General features: G+C 32.1%; 14 protein-coding genes and 1 rRNA gene (1 of these 15 only partly in view). 6 read left to right on the top strand and 9 right to left on the bottom strand.

The window, feature by feature from the left end; all coding sequences use genetic code 11:
- From ACTPNM_RS14710 to ACTPNM_RS14695, 4 genes are all read left to right on the top strand, one after another.
- Entirely contained in the window at positions 1-3,306 is a 3,306-nt protein-coding gene (locus tag ACTPNM_RS14710; protein WP_440122542.1) for a SusC/RagA family TonB-linked outer membrane protein, read from the top strand.
- Positions 3,307-3,317: 11 nt separating this feature from the next.
- On the top strand, positions 3,318-4,634 hold the full coding sequence (locus tag ACTPNM_RS14705; RefSeq protein ID WP_440122541.1) for a RagB/SusD family nutrient uptake outer membrane protein: 1,317 nt from the start codon (positions 3,318-3,320) through the stop codon (positions 4,632-4,634).
- Between the two features lie 72 nt (positions 4,635-4,706).
- Positions 4,707-5,717, top strand: coding sequence for a hypothetical protein (locus tag ACTPNM_RS14700; protein WP_440122540.1), 1,011 nt, complete (start codon positions 4,707-4,709; stop codon positions 5,715-5,717).
- A 68-nt stretch (positions 5,718-5,785) separates the two neighbouring features.
- The gene (locus ACTPNM_RS14695; protein WP_440122538.1) at positions 5,786-6,415 is read left to right on the top strand and encodes a hypothetical protein; all 630 of its coding nucleotides are present in this window, start codon (positions 5,786-5,788) and stop codon (positions 6,413-6,415) included.
- 57 nt (positions 6,416-6,472) lie between these two features.
- Here the strand turns inward: ACTPNM_RS14695 and obgE are convergent, their stop codons facing one another.
- The 3 genes from obgE to secDF form a co-directional block, all read right to left on the bottom strand.
- Positions 6,473-7,462, bottom strand: coding sequence for a GTPase ObgE (gene obgE, locus ACTPNM_RS14690; protein WP_440122537.1), 990 nt, complete (start codon positions 7,460-7,462; stop codon positions 6,473-6,475).
- 72 nt (positions 7,463-7,534) lie between these two features.
- On the bottom strand, positions 7,535-8,653 hold the full coding sequence (locus ACTPNM_RS14685) for an adenylate kinase (RefSeq protein ID WP_440122536.1): 1,119 nt from the start codon (positions 8,651-8,653) through the stop codon (positions 7,535-7,537).
- A gap of 87 nt (positions 8,654-8,740) precedes the next feature.
- Positions 8,741-11,716: a protein translocase subunit SecDF gene (gene secDF / locus ACTPNM_RS14680; protein WP_440122534.1), complete on the bottom strand. Its 2,976-nt coding sequence runs from the start codon at positions 11,714-11,716 to the stop codon at positions 8,741-8,743.
- Positions 11,717-11,924: 208 nt separating this feature from the next.
- On the opposite strand from secDF, the gene ACTPNM_RS14675 reads away from it, so the two are divergent.
- Positions 11,925-13,601 carry a formate--tetrahydrofolate ligase gene (locus ACTPNM_RS14675; protein ID WP_440122533.1) on the top strand — a complete coding sequence of 559 codons (1,677 nt, stop codon included), beginning with the start codon at positions 11,925-11,927 and terminating at the stop codon, positions 13,599-13,601.
- 144 nt (positions 13,602-13,745) lie between these two features.
- Here the strand turns inward: ACTPNM_RS14675 and ACTPNM_RS14670 are convergent, their stop codons facing one another.
- From ACTPNM_RS14670 to thrS, 6 genes are all read right to left on the bottom strand, one after another.
- The gene (locus ACTPNM_RS14670; RefSeq protein ID WP_440122841.1) at positions 13,746-14,501 is read right to left on the bottom strand and encodes an XAC2610-related protein; all 756 of its coding nucleotides are present in this window, start codon (positions 14,499-14,501) and stop codon (positions 13,746-13,748) included.
- Positions 14,502-14,936: 435 nt separating this feature from the next.
- A complete protein-coding gene (locus ACTPNM_RS14665; protein WP_440122532.1) occupies positions 14,937-15,521 on the bottom strand; it encodes a tRNA (guanine-N1)-methyltransferase in 585 nt (194 codons plus the stop codon).
- 95 nt (positions 15,522-15,616) lie between these two features.
- Complete coding sequence (gene rplT / locus ACTPNM_RS14660; protein WP_028891166.1) at positions 15,617-15,961, bottom strand: 50S ribosomal protein L20; 345 nt, start codon at positions 15,959-15,961, stop codon at positions 15,617-15,619.
- 93 nt (positions 15,962-16,054) lie between these two features.
- Positions 16,055-16,252: a 50S ribosomal protein L35 gene (gene rpmI / locus ACTPNM_RS14655; RefSeq protein ID WP_274639713.1), complete on the bottom strand. Its 198-nt coding sequence runs from the start codon at positions 16,250-16,252 to the stop codon at positions 16,055-16,057.
- A 44-nt stretch (positions 16,253-16,296) separates the two neighbouring features.
- Complete coding sequence (gene infC, locus ACTPNM_RS14650) at positions 16,297-16,815, bottom strand: translation initiation factor IF-3 (protein ID WP_262706669.1); 519 nt, start codon at positions 16,813-16,815, stop codon at positions 16,297-16,299.
- Between the two features lie 73 nt (positions 16,816-16,888).
- Positions 16,889-18,835 (bottom strand): threonine--tRNA ligase, encoded by a 1,947-nt coding sequence (thrS, locus tag ACTPNM_RS14645; RefSeq protein ID WP_440122531.1) that lies wholly within the window; start codon positions 18,833-18,835, stop codon positions 16,889-16,891.
- Between the two features lie 941 nt (positions 18,836-19,776).
- Here thrS and ACTPNM_RS14640 point away from each other — a divergent pair.
- A 16S ribosomal RNA gene (locus ACTPNM_RS14640) occupies positions 19,777-20,056 on the top strand; it runs 1,244 nt beyond the window's last position.

Raw genomic sequence — 20,056 nt, 5'->3', positions numbered from 1 at the left:
ATGATGAATAAAAAAATAATTTACCTACTGCTTCTTATACCATTTTCAGTTTTTGCGCAGAATACAAAGGCAATAAGTGGAACAGTTATCGATGAAGCCAGAAACGAAACCTTGCCAGGAGTTAGTATTTATGCCTCAACTAAAGTGATTGGGAATAAAACCAATATAGATGGTATCATTCAAGCTTCTATGATTGGTACAACTACCGATTTTGACGGAAATTTTTCATTCAAAGCACCTAAGGAGACAAAGTATATCATAATTTCATACATAGGTTTTGAAACTGAAAAAATTAATATAGAAAATAGAAGTACCAACATGATAATAACACTAAAAGAAAAAGAAGAGCTTTTAGGAGAGGTTATTGTTATGGGATATCAAAAAATAGAGAAAAGAAAAATCACTTCGTCATTTGCTAAAATTAAAACAGACGATGTTAAGCGTGCTGGTACAGCTAATATAGACCAGATGCTTTCTGGGGAAATATCAGGAGTACTTGTTCAACCAACTAGTGGAGCACCAGGAGCACCGGCAAAAATTCAAATTAGAGGTACTTCAACTTTAAACGGCTCTTCTGACCCTTTGTGGATTTTAGATGGAATTCCTTTACAAGGAAATGATATTCCAAAAGATTTTAGAGATAAAGATAATATTGATAATTTAAAGTCTTTTCCAATTGCAGGAATCAACCCTGAGGATATTGAAGAAATAACAGTTTTAAAAGACGCCTCTGCAACCTCTATTTATGGAGCAAGAGCTGCAAACGGAGTAATTGTAATTACGACCAAAAAAGGTAAAGAAGGAGCGATGAGAATTAACTTTAATGCAAGTACTTTTTTAACCTTACGACCAGATTTTGATAAGTTAAACTTAATGAATGCTAGTGAGAAAGTAGATTTTGAGTTAGGTTTAGCGAGCAGACCAGATTTAACTTACCAAAGTAACAGAGGAGAAGTAGCTCGTATTTTAGATGCTTATGGAGAATACAATAATTTTCAAAACAATGGATTTTCTAGTATAAATCCATTAGCTCAAAACGCAATTAAAAACTTAAGAAATCAAGATGTTAACTGGGGTAATAAGCTGTACCAAGCTGCTATTAACCAACAATACGGCTTAACTCTTTCAGGAGGTAGTGAAAAATCAAGATATTACTTCTCTTTAGGATATTTTGATGAAGAAGGAACAACAAAAGGTACTGGTTTAAATAGGTACAACCTTACGTTTAAAAACGATTATGATGTAAATGATAAGTTAAATGTAGGAGTATCGGTTTTTGCGAGTAGAAATAAAAATACATCTTATATTACTGGAGCAGACGCTTACACAAACCCAGCTTATTATTCAAGAAGAGTAAATCCTTACTTTACACCATATAATGGAGATGGAAGCTACAATTATGATCCTGATTTAATTGAAAGGTACGATTTAAGTGTAAGTTTTAAGTATAATCCTTTAGAAGAAAGACAAAATACAAATCAAGAGCTAACATCGTATTCTATAAAACCTATCATAGATCTTACATATAAGTTTAACAGTAACTTAAAACTATACACGCAGTTTGGGATGCAGTTCGATTTTGATAAAACAGAGAAATTTTCAGACAAAGAAAGTTATTATACAAGAAAATACAGGTTTAGATCTAGATATCAAGATGATAATGGACAAAATGCTTTTTTCTTACCAGAAGGAGGCATAATTCAAAACTGGAATAGTGATGCTTTTCAATACAACTGGAAGAGTACGTTAAATTACAACACATCAATTAATAATATTCATGAGATTGATGTAATGTTAGGAACTGAATTTAGAGAAGATAAGCGTACAGAGATTCATACAAAAGGATTTGGTTTTAATCCTAATACATTAACTACTGTACAAATAACTGATGAAAGAGCACTGAAGAATAAATTGTTTGAACCGTATAGGAAAACAGTTAACGAAAATGCATACGCATCTTTCTTCGGAACAGCTTCGTACACTTATGATAGAAAGTACACAATCTTTGGAAGTTTACGATATGACGGTTCTAATTTATTTGGTGTAAATCCAAAATTTAGATACTTACCATTATGGTCTGTAGCAGGGGCTTGGAATGTAGCAAAAGAAGACTTTTTTGATGTAGACGCTATTAATGAACTTAAAATAAGAGGTTCGTACGGTGTACAAGGAAATATAGATAAATCTACTTCTCCTTACGTTGTAGGTCTTTATGATGAGGTAACTATTTTACCAGGAACAACTGAAGAAGGTATTAACGTTATTTCTGCTCCAAACAAAGATTTACGTTGGGAAAAAACAGTTTCATCAAATGTTGGATTCGATTTAGGGATGTTTAATAATAGAGTATATGTGTCGGCAGATTACTACTATCGTAAAAGTACCGATATAATAGGTTTACAGTCTATACCGTTAGAGTCAGGGTTCAACTTTATCAATACAAACTGGGCAACGTTAAGTAATAAAGGAGTTGAATTAGCAATTAATACGAGAAACATTGTAAAAGATGATTTTACATGGACAACTAGCTTTAATATTTCTCATAATAAAAATACTGTAGAAAGAATTCAAATAAAAGATAACGATTTTAAACCTTCTTTATTAGGGTATGGAGTTAACGCAGTTTTTGCTATAAAAACAGCAGGTTTAGATAGTAATGGATTACCATTATTTTGGAAAGATGGTAAGAAAGTAACAGCGGTAGATTTTTATAACTTATCAGAAGGAGTTGATGGAAATCAGTTAACAAGAGAAGAGCATAGAAGTTTATATACCTATGTAGGTAATGGAGATCCTGAGTTTAGTGGAGGTTTTATTAATAAATTTCAGTATAAAGATTTCAGTTTAAGTATAGCTACAAACTTTAATTTAAATCAAACGGTTAGAAGAACACCTTCGTATCATCCAACGCAAGTAAGTCCGAACTACAACTTTAACAAAGAAGTGTTAAAAGCAGGTACAGGAAGTTATCCAGCGTTGATAGGAATTGCAACATTAGGTTTTGAAACAGATTTAGTTTACAGTTGGTATAATACTTATGATTCAGGTAATACGTTTAGAGATTTAGATATTTGGGTAGATAAAATTTCATACATAAGAGTTAATAGCATAAAGTTTGGATACAATGTGCCAAATAAGTACATAGAAAGTATGAATGTTTCAAGATTAAGCTTTAACCTAGAAGGAAGAAATCTATTTGTTTTCGGAACAAATTACGATGGATATTTCGATCCTGAAACTTTTGGTAGCCCATACTCACAACCAATACCAAAAATTATTTCTTTCGGATTCAACCTTTCTTTTTAAAAAATATAGAAATGAGAAAACACATATATATATTATTCATAGCAGTAGCAAGCATGGTTTCGTGTGATGACTACTTAGATGTAGAGCCAGTAGGGCAAATAATTCCTAAATCGGTTGAAGATTACCGAAGCTTTTTAACAACAGCTTACGGTACAAAAAAAAACAACCATATATTAACAACATATAGAAGTGATGAGCTTCAATTAACCAAAGAATCTTTTGCATCTGAACTGTATGAAGATCTTTTTATATGGAATGACGAAAGTGCGTCGCCATTAACAACAGCTTTTTCGTATGCTAGTTTTTACAAAATAATCTTTCATGCAAATCACGTTATAGAAAATCAAGCTGAAATAACTGGAGACGCCACTCAAATTAGTCAGTTGGTAGGTGAAGCTTATGCTTTAAGAGCCTTACAATATTTTCAGTTGGTTAATTTATATAGTAAAGCTTATAATGTTACAACTGCTAATAGCGATGGAGGAGTGCCTGTAGTAACTGAGTATAATTTAGATCAGAAATATGATATTCAGTCAGTTGAAGAGGTTTATGAGCAAATCTTACAAGATATTACAAATGCTGAAACACGTTTAAATGTTGCGCAACAAGAAACAGGATTAAATTATAGATTCTCAACAATAGCTTTAAAAAGCTTAAAAGCCAAGGTGTTTTTATCTAAAAATGAATGGCAACAAGCTATTGATGCAGCTAAAGAAGCATTGGCTATAAAAAATACTGTTCAAGATTTAAACTTAGATAGTTCTATGATGCCTTCAGAATTTAATTCAGTAGAATCTATTTTGGCGTTAGACGTGATATCTTCTGATAATATCACTACCGATGCTTCTATGTCTGATACTTTTTTAAGTAAATACGATAGAACAAATGATTTAAGATTCAATATGTATTTTAGGAAAGACGGAATGGTTTATAGAGCCAATAAAACAGCTGATATTAAGTACAAATCCACCTTCAGGGTAGCAGAACTGTATTTGATTTTAGCAGAAGCGTATGCGAAACAAAACGAATTAAGTTTAGCAAAAACAGAATTGTTAGCGTTTGCAAAAAACAGATATACTCCGTCTAAAATGACAATTCATATTACATATATCAATTCTTTAAGCAAACAAGAGTTGTATGAAGAAATATTAGATGAGCGTGCACGTGAATTTGCTATTGAAGGTCAACGTTGGAATGATTTAAAGAGAACCACACAACCACAAATTGTAAAGTGGTACGAAGGAAAAAATTACACATTACAACAAAATGATAGTAGATACATAGTTCAGTTTCCTAACGATGCTAAAATAAATAACCCAAACTTTTAAAGTATAATCCGTGATTATCGAACGGAATAAAAGAAGTCGATAATAAATTAATAACATTTAAATTTTTACATTATGAAAAAAGTATTCCCTTTTTTGTCTTTAATTATAGCGCTTGTAGTAGTAGGCTGCTCTAGTGATGATAACGATAAAGTAGTACAATCATCATTAAACAGTATTACGAGTTTTAACATAGACTTTGAAGGATTAAGTGAAGATGATGTTGTTTACGACTTAGGAAACAATATTACAATCAGTGTTCCTTTTAAAACTAATCTTACAGGTTTAATACCTAATATCACTATTTCAGATAAAGCTACAATTTATCCAGCACCAGGAGAAGAGGTAAACTTTGTAGATGGTGAAGCTATGCCTTTTACTGTTACTGCTGAAAACGGTGATGAAAAAGTATACAATGTTACTATTAATATTCGTGGTGAAGTTGGTAGTGGTTCACAACTAAAATCTTATGGAGAAGCATCTGTATTAGGTGATCTTTTAATAGAGTATTCTTATGATGAAGCTTCAAACTTTGTTAAATCATATGATTATACTGAAGCTGGTAATAAAACTACTTATACATTAGTTTACAATGATAAAAATCAAGTTATCGAAAAGAAATCTGATACAGAAAGTATTATTTACACATATAATAACGAAGGTTTAATTATAAGCGCTATTAAGAAAGAAGAAGGAATAGAAACGCATACATACACGTATACTTATAATGTTAACAATCATTTAGAAAAAACTGTTAGAGAAACAAAAAAAGATGATACAACAACCAATACAAGCTATACCTATGATGTAAAAGGAAATGTTGCTAGTTTAACTATTGGAAACGAAAAGTATGAAAATACATACGATGAGAAGAATAATCCTTTTAAAGGAATCTATCCAGAAGCGTACGCTAAAATTAACGTAGGAGCAAGGTTAGACGGAGTTAACGTAAACAACCCTGTTAATGGTACTTTTTCTTATGGTACAGATGTAGTATTCGAATATAATACTGATGATTACCCAATATCAGCTTCTTATATGATATTTGGTGAATACACATTCAATATTACATACACATATTATTAATTAATGTTTATTCCCCTGTAAAGCACTCTTAGAATTTATTTCTGAGGGTGTTTTTTATTCTAAAATTTATGAAAAAAATAATAATACTTATCACAGCTTTTTTAGTAGTAAGCTGTAATACAAGTGAAACTAAAAGTGAAGAAGTAGTAGAAAACTTAACAAAAGAAGAAAAATTAAAGGAACTATATTTAAAAACAGTAAAACCGTTGTTTAAAGAGTTTGCTGATGTTGATATTCCAGATGAGTTTAGAATAGATAAACACGATACTTCTGTGAATGCAGGAGCAGCAATGAGCTATATTGAAGTAAGCCAAGGATTAGTAGATTATGATAAAGATTATATAAAAGTTTTTGTATTGGCACATGAGTTAGGACATATTGTAACGCTAAAACAAGCAGAGCAATTTAATTTGGGAACAGAAATACCTAACGGAACCAAAACAAACGCGTATAAAAAAGCAGAATATCTTGCCGATATTATAGCGGTTCATTTAATTACTACACAAGAGGTGGAGTTAGGAAACGATTTAAAAACAAACTTTGAGGTTTTACAAAACTTGTTAGGTCCAGAAATTTTCACACATCCAGGGGCAGTTGATAGAGTAGCATTAATGAAAGAGTATGTAGAGAAAAGTACTAAAGAGAATGCAAAAACTGCCTTTCAAGAAATGTTTATAAGGATTTGGAAGATGGAGTAGAAGAACAAAAAAACACCTCTGTGAGGTGTTTTTTTATAGTGTTATTTTAAACGAAAACTAATTCAACATTTGCCACAATTTATCTTTTAGCTCCATTAAGTCCTGTTGAGCTATAGAAGAAATAAATAAGGTTTCAATACCTTCTGGTAAATCTTGTTTGATTTCTTCTTTAAGTTCATCGTCTAACATATCCGATTTTGAGATAGCTAACAAACGATCTTTATCTAATAATTCAGGATTGTGTTTACGAAGTTCATTTAACAAGATTTCATATTCCTTTTTTATATCCTCGCTATCTGCAGGAATTAAAAAGAGTAGGGTAGAGTTACGTTCTATATGACGTAAAAAGTGGTGCCCCAAGCCTTTTCCTTCAGCAGCTCCCTCAATAATTCCTGGAATATCAGCCATTACAAAACTTTGATGATTACGATACTCTACAATACCTAAGTTAGGTTTTAGGGTTGTAAAAGCATAATCAGCAATTTTAGGTTTAGCGGCTGTAATTACTGATAATAAAGTAGATTTACCAGCATTTGGGAAACCAACTAAACCAACATCGGCTAAAATTTTTAACTCAATACGATACCAACCTTCTTGTCCGTCAATACCAGGTTGAGCATAACGAGGGGTTTGATTGGTAGGAGATTTAAAATGCCAGTTACCACGACCACCTTTACCACCTTCTAGAAGGATGATTTCTTGTTCGTCTTCAATAACTTCATATAAAATTTCGTCAGTATCGGCATCACGGATAATCGTTCCTAATGGAACAGGAATTATAACATCAGCACCATCATGTCCAGTACTTCTACTGCTACTTCCATCACCACCGTGTTCAGCTCTAAAATGACGTTTAAATTTTAAATGGAAAAGTGTCCACATATTTTTATCGCCACGTAATATTATGTGACCACCTCGACCACCGTCACCACCATCAGGTCCACCTTTCGCAATATATTTTTCGCGATGTAAGTGTGCAGATCCACGACCACCTTTACCAGATGATGCGTAGATTTTAATATAGTCGACAAAATTTCCTTCAGTCATTGTTTGTTGTTTATTTGTAGAATCGTTAAAAAATGATAATTGTTATTGTTTTAACGATTAAACAAGCGTTTGTTATAGTGTATCAAATACGTCTGATAAACGTTGTGTAATTTCTTCAATAGAACCAACTCCGTTTACTCCGTAATAGTTGTTTTGCGATTGGTAATAGTCTTTTAAAACAGCAGTTTTAGTGTTGTATTCATTAAAACGATTACGGATTTTACTTTCATCCATATCGTCAGAACGACCACTGGTTTTTCCTCTTTCTAAGATACGTTCAACTAGTAAGTCTTCAGGAACTTCTAAAGCAACCATACCGTTAATACGTTCACCTTTTTCAGCTAAAAAAGCATCTAAAGCTTCTGCTTGCGATTCTGTACGAGGAAAACCATCAAAAATGAATCCTGCTGAATCAGCATTTTTGTTAACCTCTTCTTTTAACATATTAATGGTAACTTCATCAGGAACTAAATCACCAGCATCAATATATTTTTTTGCTAATACACCTAATTCAGTTTCATTTTTAATATTAAATCGAAATACATCTCCTGTTGAAATGTGTATTAAATTGTATTTTTCTTTTAAAACTTGTGCTTGAGTACCTTTTCCTGCTCCAGGAGGGCCGAATAATACGACGTTTTTCATTTTGGGTTGTGTTGTTAATTGATAAATAGCAGGCAAGTTTCTACCATACCCTTTGTAATCTAATCCGTAGCCTACAATAAACTTATCTTCAATACCTTTTCCGATATAATCTATATGTAGTTCTTTACGGTAAACATCAGGTTTGTAAAAAAGCGTTACTATTTTTAGTTCTTTTAAATTTTTTGTTTTAAAGATTTCATAAATCTCTTGAAGTGTTGTACCTGTATCAATAATATCTTCTAAAATAATAACGGTACGACCAGTTAAATCTTCATTAAGACCAATTAAATTCTTTACATCTTCTGTTGAGGAAGTGCCTTGGTAGGAAGACAATTTAACAAAACTAATTTCACAGTTTCCTTTATATTCACGTAAAAAATCGGCAGTAAAAACAAAGCACCCGTTTAAAATCCCTATAAAAATAGGAACTTCATCAGAAGGTAAATCTTTTCTTACTTGCTCAGCTAATGAGTTAACAATTTTAGAAATTTCATCAGCTGAAATAAATTCTTTAAAGTATAAATCGTGGAGTTTTGTAATTTTCATCAGACTGCAAAGATAGTTGCTTGATATTAAATGAAAAAACCGTTTTGAATAAACTTCAAAACGGTTTTATGTATGTTTTTATATGAGTTACTTGTTTTCTTCTTTTTTAGAAACGTCAAACATAATTGGCGTTGCAACAAATAAAGAAGAGTAAGTACCTACTACCACACCTACGATTAATGCAAACATAAATCCTTTAATACTGTCTCCTCCAAAGAAGAAGATAGCTAACATTACTAATAATGTAGTTAAAGATGTGTTGATAGTTCTTCCTAATGTACTGTTTAATGCTTTGTTTACTAAGCTAGCAGTAACTGAGTTTTTACCTTCTGTAAACTCTCTAATTCTATCAAAAATTACCACGGTATCGTTCAATGAATATCCTACTACTGTTAATATTGCAGCGATAAATGATTGACCAATTTCCATATCAAATGGCATGAACTTGTATAGTAAAGAGAATACACCTAATACAACTAATACATCATGGAAAACAGCTACTACCGCACCGATAGAATATGCCATTTTTCTAAAACGTAATAAGATGTATAAGAAAACTACAATTAATGAACCTAAAACTGCCCATAAAGCTGATTGCTTAATATCATCTGCAATAGTTGGTTCTACTTTCATATAGCTCATAATTCCATTTCCTGCTTTTTCAAAACCAGGTTTAAAGTTATCATATGAAGTATCACCTAAATATGGTTTTAAACCATTGTATAGCGCATTTTGTACAGTTTCATCAACATCAGTACCCTCTTCATCAATTTTGAAGGCAGTAGTAATTTTTAATTGGTGATCAGAACCATAAGTTTTTACTTCTGGAGCTGTACCAAATACATCTTTTAATTGTTCAGCTACTTCGTTTCCTTTCATAGCTTCATCAAAACGTACTACATAAGAACGACCTCCTTTAAAATCTACTCCCTGTTTTAAACCTACAGTAAAAATAGAAACTAAACCAACTGCGATAAAGAATCCTGAAATGATATAAGCAATCTTACGTTTTTGTAAGAATTCAACACTAATATTTCTAAACCAGTTTTTAGAGAAACCTGTATTGAAAGGTAATTTAGTTCCTCTTTCAACAGCACCATCAATAAATAAACGAGTAATAAATACTGCTGTAAATAAAGAAGTAGCAATACCAATCATTAAAGTTAAAGCAAAACCTTTGATTGGTCCTGTACCGAAAGTGTATAAAATAATACCAGTTAATAAAGTAGTAATGTTGGCATCAATAATTGCAGATAATGCTCCTTTAATACTAAATCCTTCATCTACTGATTCACCTAAGTTTTTCCCTCCATATAATGCTTCTTTGATTCTTTCGAAAATAATCACGTTTGCATCAACCGACATACCTATAGTTAAAATAATACCAGCAATACCAGGTAAGGTTAATACTGAATTGAATGAAGCTAAAATTCCAAAAATGAATAAGATGTTAACAACTAAAGCAATGTTGGCATAAATACCTGCTCTACCGTAGTATAAGAACATCCAAACTAATACTAAGATAATAGCTAATCCGAATGACCACATACTAGCATCAATAGATTCTTTACCTAAAGATGGACCAACAACCTGTGCTTGGATAATACGAGCAGGAGCAGGTAGTTTACCAGCTTTTAAAATTGTTGCAATATCTTGTGCTTCGTTAACTGTCATAGAACCTCCAGAAATAGAAGAGCTACTACCTAATTGTTGATTAATAACTGGTGCAGTATAAACATAGTCATCTAACACAATGGCAACAAATTTACCAATGTTTTCTCCTGTTAGCTTAGACCATTTCTTGGTTCCTACTGCGTTCATCATCATAGAAACTATTGGCTTACTAACTTGGTCGTATTCTTGTTTTGCATCAGCAATCACATCTCCTTCAATAGGAGCTTGATCTTTTCTGTTAGATTTTATAGCATATAAACCAATAAGCTTAGTTCCATCAGCACCAGCTTGAGACTTATAGTCCCATAAAAACTTAGTGTACTTTAAATTGTTAGGTAACAAAGCTCTTACCTCCTTGTTGTGTAAGAAGCTATTTACTTTCGCAGTATCCTGAACTCTAGCTTGGGCAACTAAAGAACTTATTTGTTGTTGGCTTTGAGCTACATTAGGGTATAAATAAGAAAATAAATTCTTTTGAGTTTCAACTTTTGTTGAATCAGCTGATTCACCTAATAAATCATCAATATTATTGTCTGCCTTAGCAGTATCTTTCACTTGCTCAGTAGCTGAATCATCTTTTAACATTTCAGCAACCTTTGCATTTGCAGCAAAGAAAAAGTTTTGGACATCTGCATTCGTGTGAACTTCCCAGAACTGTAATTCAGCAGTACTCTGTAATAATTTCTCAACACGATCAATGTCTTTAGCCCCTGGTAATTCTACTTGAATTCTACCAGAGTTTCCAATACGTTGAATGTTTGGTTGTACAACACCAAACTTATCAATACGGCTACGTAATACTTCAAAAGCAGTGTTGATAGAAGTGTTGATTTCTTCTTGTAAAGTCGATTTAACCTGCTCATTTGTTTTGTTGAAGTCTATTTTATCACGTAAAGCTTTAGTTCCAAAAATACTTGGGTCGCTTAATTTAACACTACCGTTGCTTAATTTTTCGAACTCGCTGTAGAATAAATCTAAGTAGTTCTCTTGACTATTCTTTTGAGCTTCATCAGCGTTTGCTAAAGCTTGCTTAAAAGTTGTGTTTTGAGAATCGTTAGATAATCCGGTCAAGATATCTTTTACTGATACCTGTAAAATTGCATTGATACCCCCTTTTAAATCAAGACCAAGGTTCATTTCCTTGTTCTTAATATCGTTGTAAGAGTACTTTGCAAATCCTAAGTTTACTACCTCTTTGTTAGCTACGCTATCTAAGTATTTTCTTTCATATCTAGCTAAAGCTCTACCATTGTTGTCACTAACATTAGCCTTAGCATACTGTTTCGCACTATCCTCTACCTTATTGGCAAAGAATGTAAACGATAATTGATAAATACTTACTAAACCAAAAAGTATAGCAAATAATTTAATTAATCCTTTGTTTTGCATTGTAAATAATTTAAATCGACTTTATTTTAAAAACGTGCAAATATAGCGTTTCATTAAAAGAAAAGCCAATTCTTTTACCATATTTATGTCTTTAGATAATAATTAAGGAATATTTGCTAACAAATGTCAGTTTTCATAGGGATTATATTACGTATATTTACCTGCTTTTTTAGTACAACAAATAACTTAAAATTTTAAACAATTTGCCATGGCGCATTTAACCGATATCGAGATTGCTCAAGCAAAAGAATTACAACATATTAAACATATAGCTAGTAAGTTACAAGTAAAAGAAGATGATTTAGAAATGTATGGAAAATATAAAGCTAAATTACCTTTAAACTTAATAGATGAAAAAAAAATAAAGCAAAATAACTTAGTGTTGGTAACAGCATTAACTCCAACACCTGCAGGAGAGGGGAAAACCACTGTTTCTATAGGGTTAACTGAAGGGTTAAATAAGGTAGGGAAGCAGGCTACAGTAGTGTTGAGAGAACCATCATTAGGGCCTGTTTTTGGAATTAAAGGAGGAGCTGCTGGTGGTGGATACTCGCAAGTTGTTCCTATGGAAGATATTAATCTACATTTCACAGGAGACTTTAATGCAATTGAGAAAGCGAACAATTTATTATCAGCATTAATAGATAACAACTTACAAAGCAGGACTAATAATTTAAATATCGATCCGCGTACCATTTTATGGAAACGTGTAATTGATATGAACGATCGTTCGTTACGTCAAATCACAATTGGTTTAGGAGGAACAGCAAACGGAATACCACGTGAAGATGGATTCAATATTACACCAGCATCAGAAGTAATGGCTATTCTTTGTATGGCAACTTCTTTTGATGATTTAAAAGAGCGTTTAGGTAATATTTTTATAGGATTTACTTTTGATAAAAAGCCAGTTTTTGCTCGTGATTTAAAAGCACAAGATGCTATGGCTATTTTATTAAAAGATGCTGTCAAACCAAACTTGGTACAAACATTAGAGGAAAATCCAGCGATTATTCATGGTGGACCTTTTGCAAATATTGCGCAAGGTACCAATACAATTATTGCAACTAAAATGGGATTATCGTTATCAAATTACGTAGTAACAGAAGCTGGTTTTGGTGCTGATTTAGGAGCTGAGAAATTCTTAAATATCAAATCACAATATGCAGGGTTAAATCCTAAATGCGTGGTGTTAGTAGCAACAATCCGAGCATTACGTCACCATGGAGGGGCTCCAAAAGAAGAATACAATACACCAAGTTTAGAGCGTGTACAAAACGGATTTAAAAACTTAGAAAAGCATATAGAAAATATTAGAAAGTTTAATATTGAACCTGTAGTGGCTATCAATTCTTTTATTTCTGATACAGAAGAAGAAGTGCAGTTTGTAATTGACGCTTGTGCTAAATTAGGTGTACAAGCTGTCGTTTCAGAAGGATGGGCTAAAGGAGGAGAAGGAACTAAAAGTTTAGCCGAAGCTGTGGTTGATGTAGTTGAAAATAAAGCTACACAATACAAGCCTTTGTATGATTGGAAAAGTCCTGTAAAAGAGAAAATAGAAAAAATTGCTAAAGAAATTTACGGAGCTGATGCTGTAACCTATGATAAAAAAGCCGAGTTAAACTTGCGAAGAATTGATCGTTTAGGTTTTAATGATTTTGCTGTATGCATGGCAAAAACTCAAAAATCATTTTCAGATAATGATAAGTTAATAGGAAGACCAGAAGGGTTTACAGTAAATGTTAGAGAAATAGAAATAGCAGCAGGAGCACAATTTATAATTCCAATTTTAGGAAAAATGATGCGTATGCCTGGGTTACCAGGAACACCTGCATCTGAAAATATGACAATTGATAATAACGGAGTAATTTCAGGATTGTCCTAAGTAATAGGATGCTAGTAACTCTTATGAGGAAATAAAACCTGTTTAAAAAATAAAGAATTATACTGATGGATTACAGCAGTTTTAATAAAAAAATCCCGAGCTTATCACTCGGGATTTTTTGTTAAAACTATTAGAAGCTAAAATTTATTTGCTGATAAGATTGTTTAGTTTTAAGTCTTTTAGAATTTCTAAGTTTCCTTCTATAGAGTTTAAGATTCCTTTTAAATCGTAATTTCTGCCATTTATCGTAACAAGTATACCAATTGTACTAACTTTACTTTCTTTGCTAGTTTGATAGATTTGATATGTAGCATTTTTGTTTTTAAAGGTTAGTGTATTTTTTGTTTTATTGAGCTTGAAATTAGAATCTACTCCCGTCATTTCAACAGGGAATGAAAACTCTACAGTGCCATTAGGTTTAATTAAAGCATAATTAAGTGCTAGATCATTCATGCTAAATAGAACTACTTGTTTTTGGTTTTTAATAAGATTAAATGATAGTATTTTAGAAAGCCCATCATATTCTAGATCCAGTGTTTTAGTAGTTTTTTTACTCTTTTTGTTTCTGTCCCATTCTGTTGTAGTAGTTGAATAAAAAGGAGCATTTCCAGCACTTTCTTCTATAATTAGAGTAGGGGGTGGTATATTGTTAACTATTTTAAAAGTTGAATATTGATGCCAACAACAACCACTTTTTGTGATTGTATGAATGGTTTTTGTTTTGTTATTCGTTTGAAACATACCACAATATTCTTGAGCTAATCGGGTAAATTCAGGGCTAAATGTTAGTTTGTTGTTAATTTCAAGATATATTCTAAAAGAAGGTCCATGATAACAGCTGAATTGACCATCCATAATGGCTAAATCTTTAATACCATCAAAATTAAAATCTTTATAAATTAAAATACTTTGTTCTCCGTAAGGAAGCTCTAAAGTATTAGTTTTAACAACTCCGATTGCATTTAGTTCAAAAGTTAGTTCGTCGGAATGGATTTCTATAATTTTTGTATTTGTTTTAGATTCAAAAATAGCAATACTCCCTTTTTTAAAAATTTCATTTTCATAACCTTTTTAAATATTCAACAGGCCTTTGTACCTGTCTGAAAAACCTTTAATCTCATATTTGGATTGGGCAAATGCGTGTAGAAAAGTAAAAATTAATAATAGTGTTATATTCTTTTTCATTAATTAATTTGTTAGGTGTAATAATTTTAAATAGCTTTTTATAATGGTAAACTAACACCCAAAAATAACAGGAGTAAATACAAAAAGCAACCCTTTGGTTACTAAAGTAGCCAGATGAGGGTTGCTTTTTATGTAAAACTAGGAGGTGTGTTAATTTACACCACGTTGTTTATTAATTTCGTCTTGTAACTGTCTACGAAGTTTTTGCTCTTTTTCAATAGATTTTCTTTTGTATTGCTCAAATTCCTCTTCAGTATCAGTTAGCAAACTTTTTGTTTCTTTTGTAACCACATTACTGTTTTTAAACCTGTAGATGAAGAAAGCTAATCCAGCAAGTAAAACAAAAATAATTCCCCAGACTATGGAGTTATAGGTAGATTTGTTTAAAGGAATACCAATAAAGGCAATAGCATCCTCTTTATCAATAGAAGTAGTTAAATCTTTATTCAATGTATCTATTTTAGTTTGTAACTCAGTAATGTTTTTTTGCTGCTCATCTATTTTTACCTGTTTTGCAGCAGCATCTGTTTTAATAACTTTTATGCTATCTAAAATACTATTCTGTAGTCTTAAATATTCATTCTTTTTTACAACCTTGTAAATTTGATAGTTGTTTGATTTTTTATAAAGCTCTTTAAATTGATTTTCAACTGTATTAGGTTGATTAGGAGTGCTATCTTGAGCAATAATACTTTGAGTAAAGATAAAGATGAATACTATTTTAAAAAATTTCATAGGATTGATATTTTAGTTCAATTGATGAATGTGGATGGTTTAAAAAAACCCAAACGTTAAGGTTTGGGTTTTTAGTATAAGCAAGGTTATGAAACTTATTTTACTTTTTCTACAATGGCCTTAAAAGCTTCTGGGTTGTTCATAGCTAAATCAGCTAAAACCTTACGGTTTAACTCAATATTATTAGCTTTTACTTTACCCATAAACTGTGAGTAAGACATTCCGAACTGACGAGCTCCAGCGTTAATACGTTGAATCCATAATGAACGGAAGTTTCTCTTATTGTTTTTACGGTCACGGTATGCATATAACATTCCTTTTTCAACCGCATTCTTTGCTACTGTGTAAACGTTTTTACGACGTCCAAAGTAACCTTTTGCTTGCTTCAAGATTTTTTTTCTTCTATTTCTTGAAGCTACTGAATTTACTGATCTTGGCATAATTCAAATGTGTTTTTGTAGTAGGCGACTTATTTAAAAGTTCTTAAACGAGCCCAACTCCATGGTTAATAATTAAATTCCCTGTGCTAACAATTATTTTAAAACTAATTGTTGCTTAATACTTGCTTCATCAGATTTATGTACTAATGTAGCGTGAGTTAATGCAAGCTTACGTTTTTTAGACTTCTTTGTTAAAATGTGGCTTTTAAACGCGTGCTTTCTTTTGATTTTTCCAGTACCAGTTAACTTGAAACGTTTCTTAGCACTAGATTTTGTTTTAATTTTAGGCATCTTTGTTCTTTAGTTTTATCTTGCTTATATTATTGTTATATGTATTATTTACTCTTTTTGGGAGCAATAAACATAATCATACGTTTTCCTTCTAGTTTTGGCATTTGTTCTACCTTACCATATTCTTCTAATTCTTGAGCTAATTTTAATAGTAAAATTTGTCCTTGTTCTTTAAATACAATAGAACGCCCTTTGAAGAATACAAAAGCTTTTAATTTAGCCCCATCTTGTAAGAACTTAATTGCATGCTTCTTTTTGAATTCGTAATCATGTTCGTCAGTTTGAGGTCCAAAACGAATTTCCTTAACGGTAACTTTAGTAGCTTTAGCTTTTAAAGCCTTTTCACGTTTCTTTTGCTCATATAAGAACTTTTTGTAATCAATAACTTTACAAACAGGAGGAACAGCTTTAGGTGAAATTTCAACTAAATCTAATTCTAACTCTCGTGCAATCTCTTTAGCTTTAGCTAATGGATATACACCAACTTCCACGTTATCGCCTACAAGACGAACTTCATCAACATGTCTAATTTTTTCATTAATTCTATGTTGATCTTCTTTAATTACTCTCGCGGGTCTTCTACCGCCTTTTCTTCTAATTGCTATGACTTATAAATTTTAAATTACTATCTTATTTTTAACTTCCAAAAGGAACTAATGTTTTACTAACTTCTTTCTGTATTAGAGAAATGAACTCTTCTATAGTAAATGTTCCTAAATCACCTTCACCATGTTTTCTTACAGATACTGTGCCATCTTTTTCTTCCTGTTCACCAACAATAACCATAAAAGGTATTTTGCTAACTTCGGCATCACGTATCTTTCTTCCTGTCTTCTCGTTACGGTTATCAACGAGGGCGCGAATTTCGGAATTTTCTAACAAAGTTAAAACTTTTTCGGTATATTTTTGATATTTCTCGCTGATTGGCAGTACAATAACTTGCTCAGGAGTTAACCAAAGAGGAAAATTACCACCAGTATGCTCCAGTAGAACAGCTATGAAACGCTCCATAGAACCAAACGGTGCACGGTGAATCATTACCGGGCGATGTAGTTGGTTGTCTGCACCTTTATAGTGTAAATCAAAACGCTCTGGTAAGTTATAATCTACTTGAATAGTTCCTAATTGCCAGCTTCTACCTAAAGCATCTTTTACCATAAAGTCTAACTTAGGTCCATAAAAAGCTGCTTCACCTTCTTCAACTACATAATCTAAACCTTTATCTTTAGCTGCATTGATAATCGCTTGTTCTGCTTTTTCCCAATTTTCAACCGAACCTATATATTTATCAAGATTCTCCATATCTCTAATAGATACCTGAGCAGTAAAATCTTCAAAACCTAAAGATCCAAATACGTATAGTACTAAATCAATTACATTTTTAAACTCTTCATCTAATTGTTCTGGAGTACAGAAAATGTGTGCGTCATCCTGAGTAAAACCACGAACACGAGTTAAACCATGTAATTCACCACTTTGTTCATATCTATATACGGTACCAAATTCAGCAAAACGCTTAGGTAAATCTTTATATGAATAAGGTTTATGATTGTATACCTCACAGTGATGTGGACAATTCATAGGTTTTAATAAAAACTCTTCGTCAGCTTTCGGAGTAGTAATCGGCTGAAAACTATCTTCACCATACTTCGCATAGTGACCAGAAGTAACATATAATTCTTTCTGACCAATATGAGGAGTCATTACCATTTCATAACCAGCTTTCTTTTGAGCAGCTTTTAAGAAGTCTTCTAAACGACCACGCAAAGCAGCACCTTTAGGTAACCATAAAGGTAAACCTTGACCTACTTTTTGAGAAAAAGTAAAAAGCTCTAATTCTTTACCAAGTTTTCTATGGTCACGCTTTTTAGCTTCTTCAAGTAGTTCTAAATATTGCTTTAATTCTTTTTGTTTAGGAAAAGAGATTCCATACACACGAGTAAGCTGATTATTCTTTTCATCACCACGCCAATAAGCACCAGCAACATTCATAATCTTTACAGCTTTGATTATCCCAGTATTTGGAATATGTCCACCACGACATAAATCAGTAAAGTCACTATGATCACAAAAAGTAATATCACCATCCTCTAAGCCTTCAATAAGTTCTACCTTATATTGATTGTCTTGAGCTTTATAATAAGCTAATGCATCAGCTTTAGAAATAGAGCGCATCTTAAATTCAGCTTTTTCACGAGCACGTTCCAAAAACTTCTTCTCTATTTTGTCAAAATCTTTCTCAGAAATAGTGTCCTCACCAAAATCAACATCATAATAAAATCCATTTTCAATAGCAGGACCTATAGTTAATTTAGCGTTAGGATAAAAATCTTGAATAGCTTGTGCTAATACGTGAGCAGAAGAATGCCAAAAAGCTTTTTTACCCGCAGTATCATTAAATGTATATAAAACCAACGAGCCATCTGTGGTTAAAGGAGTAGAGGTTTCAACAGTAGTTCCATTAAAACTTGCAGAAATAACATTTCTAGCTAAACCTTCACTAATACTTTTAGCAACATCCATTGGAGTGCTGTTCATTTCAAAATCTTTGACGCTCCCGTCGGGTAGTGTAATCTTAATCATTATATATATTATGTTTTGTATAATTTCCTTACAAGTGGAAATTTTGAAATGCAAAGATATTGTAAAAGCATTTTTCATACAATATATAAGTAAATGTATTTCAAAAGAGAGTTTAATTTTTAGGGCGTTCCACTTTATTGTTTGTTTCCGCTGGGCTATAACATAACAAAGTGTTGGGCTTTCCGCTATATCTTTTGCTTAGTCTGCTAAGGGCAGCCTAAGTAAAAGGATGCCGCTTCAATCCCTAACGCGAACAATTGCATTATATAGTGGTATAAAAAAGGGAAGCTTCTCCATATTATAAGCATCCAAATAGATATAAAAGGAGTAAACAAATGTAGGATAGGGTTGTGTTGTAAAAAACTTTTGTATGTAACTAATTAGATTTTAAAGTATTAAAAAATAGTTTCAAAAAAAGGTAAAAAAGATGCTTGTTGAATGGAAAAAGGTATCTATATTTGCACCCGCAAACGGAAAAGCGGTAAGCTAAGAAGTTAGCGAGAGTTCATTAAAATAGGGTTTAAGATATTTAAAGAAAAGGTTAAAAAATAGTTTAAATTTTTCTTGTTTAATAAGAAATAAAGTGAGTATCTTTGCAGTCCGATTTTTAAGGAAAACAGTTCATTAAAATAGTGTAGCAAACAAACGAAAAAAAAACTTCAAAAAAAGTTTTGTCAGATTAAAAAGAGTTTGTAGTTTTGCATCCGCTTTCACAAAGCGACACGATCACAGAAATTTTGGAAGACAGTAAGTCACTAGTTCGAGTCTAGTATTTCTACAAAAGGTTGAATTAAAGAGATGAGTTAACGCTTATTATTGGAGGTTCACCAAGTTCATTGAAAATATTGAAATTGACAGCGTAAAACAAAGAGTAGAATAACCATAACTTTACGAAGTTAGAAATTCTTTTGGAACTTAACATTTATAATATTAAAGATTATACAATGAAGAGTTTGATCCTGGCTCAGGATGAACGCTAGCGGCAGGCTTAACACATGCAAGTCGAGGGGTAACAGGGAAAAGCTTGCTTTTTTGCTGACGACCGGCGAACGGGTGCGTAACGCGTATAGAATCTGCCTTGTACAGGAGGATAGCCTTTAGAAATGAAGATTAATACTCCATAATGTTGAGAAATGGCATCATTTTTTAATTAAAGATTTATCGGTACAAGATGACTATGCGTCCTATTAGCTAGATGGTAAGGTAACGGCTTACCATGGC

The sequence above is a fragment of the Tenacibaculum sp. Ill genome, from assembly GCF_051938915.1.
Taxonomy (GTDB): Bacteria; Bacteroidota; Bacteroidia; order Flavobacteriales; family Flavobacteriaceae; genus Polaribacter; species Polaribacter larymnensis.
This window is presented reverse-complemented; position numbering and strand designations above follow the sequence as displayed.

Bases quoted from the DNA above. Each gene is read 5' to 3' on its own strand.
- ACTPNM_RS14710 (WP_440122542.1), top strand. From the start codon at position 1: ATGATGAATAAAAAAATAATTTACCTACTGCTTCTTATACCATTTTCA.
- ACTPNM_RS14705 (WP_440122541.1), top strand. From the start codon at position 3,318: ATGAGAAAACACATATATATATTATTCATAGCAGTAGCAAGCATGGTT.
- ACTPNM_RS14700 (WP_440122540.1), top strand. From the start codon at position 4,707: ATGAAAAAAGTATTCCCTTTTTTGTCTTTAATTATAGCGCTTGTAGTA.
- ACTPNM_RS14695 (WP_440122538.1), top strand. From the start codon at position 5,786: ATGAAAAAAATAATAATACTTATCACAGCTTTTTTAGTAGTAAGCTGT.
- obgE (WP_440122537.1), bottom strand. From the start codon at position 7,462: ATGACTGAAGGAAATTTTGTCGACTATATTAAAATCTACGCATCATCT.
- ACTPNM_RS14685 (WP_440122536.1), bottom strand. From the start codon at position 8,653: ATGAAAATTACAAAACTCCACGATTTATACTTTAAAGAATTTATTTCA.
- secDF (WP_440122534.1), bottom strand. From the start codon at position 11,716: ATGCAAAACAAAGGATTAATTAAATTATTTGCTATACTTTTTGGTTTA.
- ACTPNM_RS14675 (WP_440122533.1), top strand. From the start codon at position 11,925: ATGGCGCATTTAACCGATATCGAGATTGCTCAAGCAAAAGAATTACAA.
- ACTPNM_RS14665 (WP_440122532.1), bottom strand. From the start codon at position 15,521: ATGAAATTTTTTAAAATAGTATTCATCTTTATCTTTACTCAAAGTATT.
- rplT (WP_028891166.1), bottom strand. From the start codon at position 15,961: ATGCCAAGATCAGTAAATTCAGTAGCTTCAAGAAATAGAAGAAAAAAA.
- rpmI (WP_274639713.1), bottom strand. From the start codon at position 16,252: ATGCCTAAAATTAAAACAAAATCTAGTGCTAAGAAACGTTTCAAGTTA.
- thrS (WP_440122531.1), bottom strand. From the start codon at position 18,835: ATGATTAAGATTACACTACCCGACGGGAGCGTCAAAGATTTTGAAATG.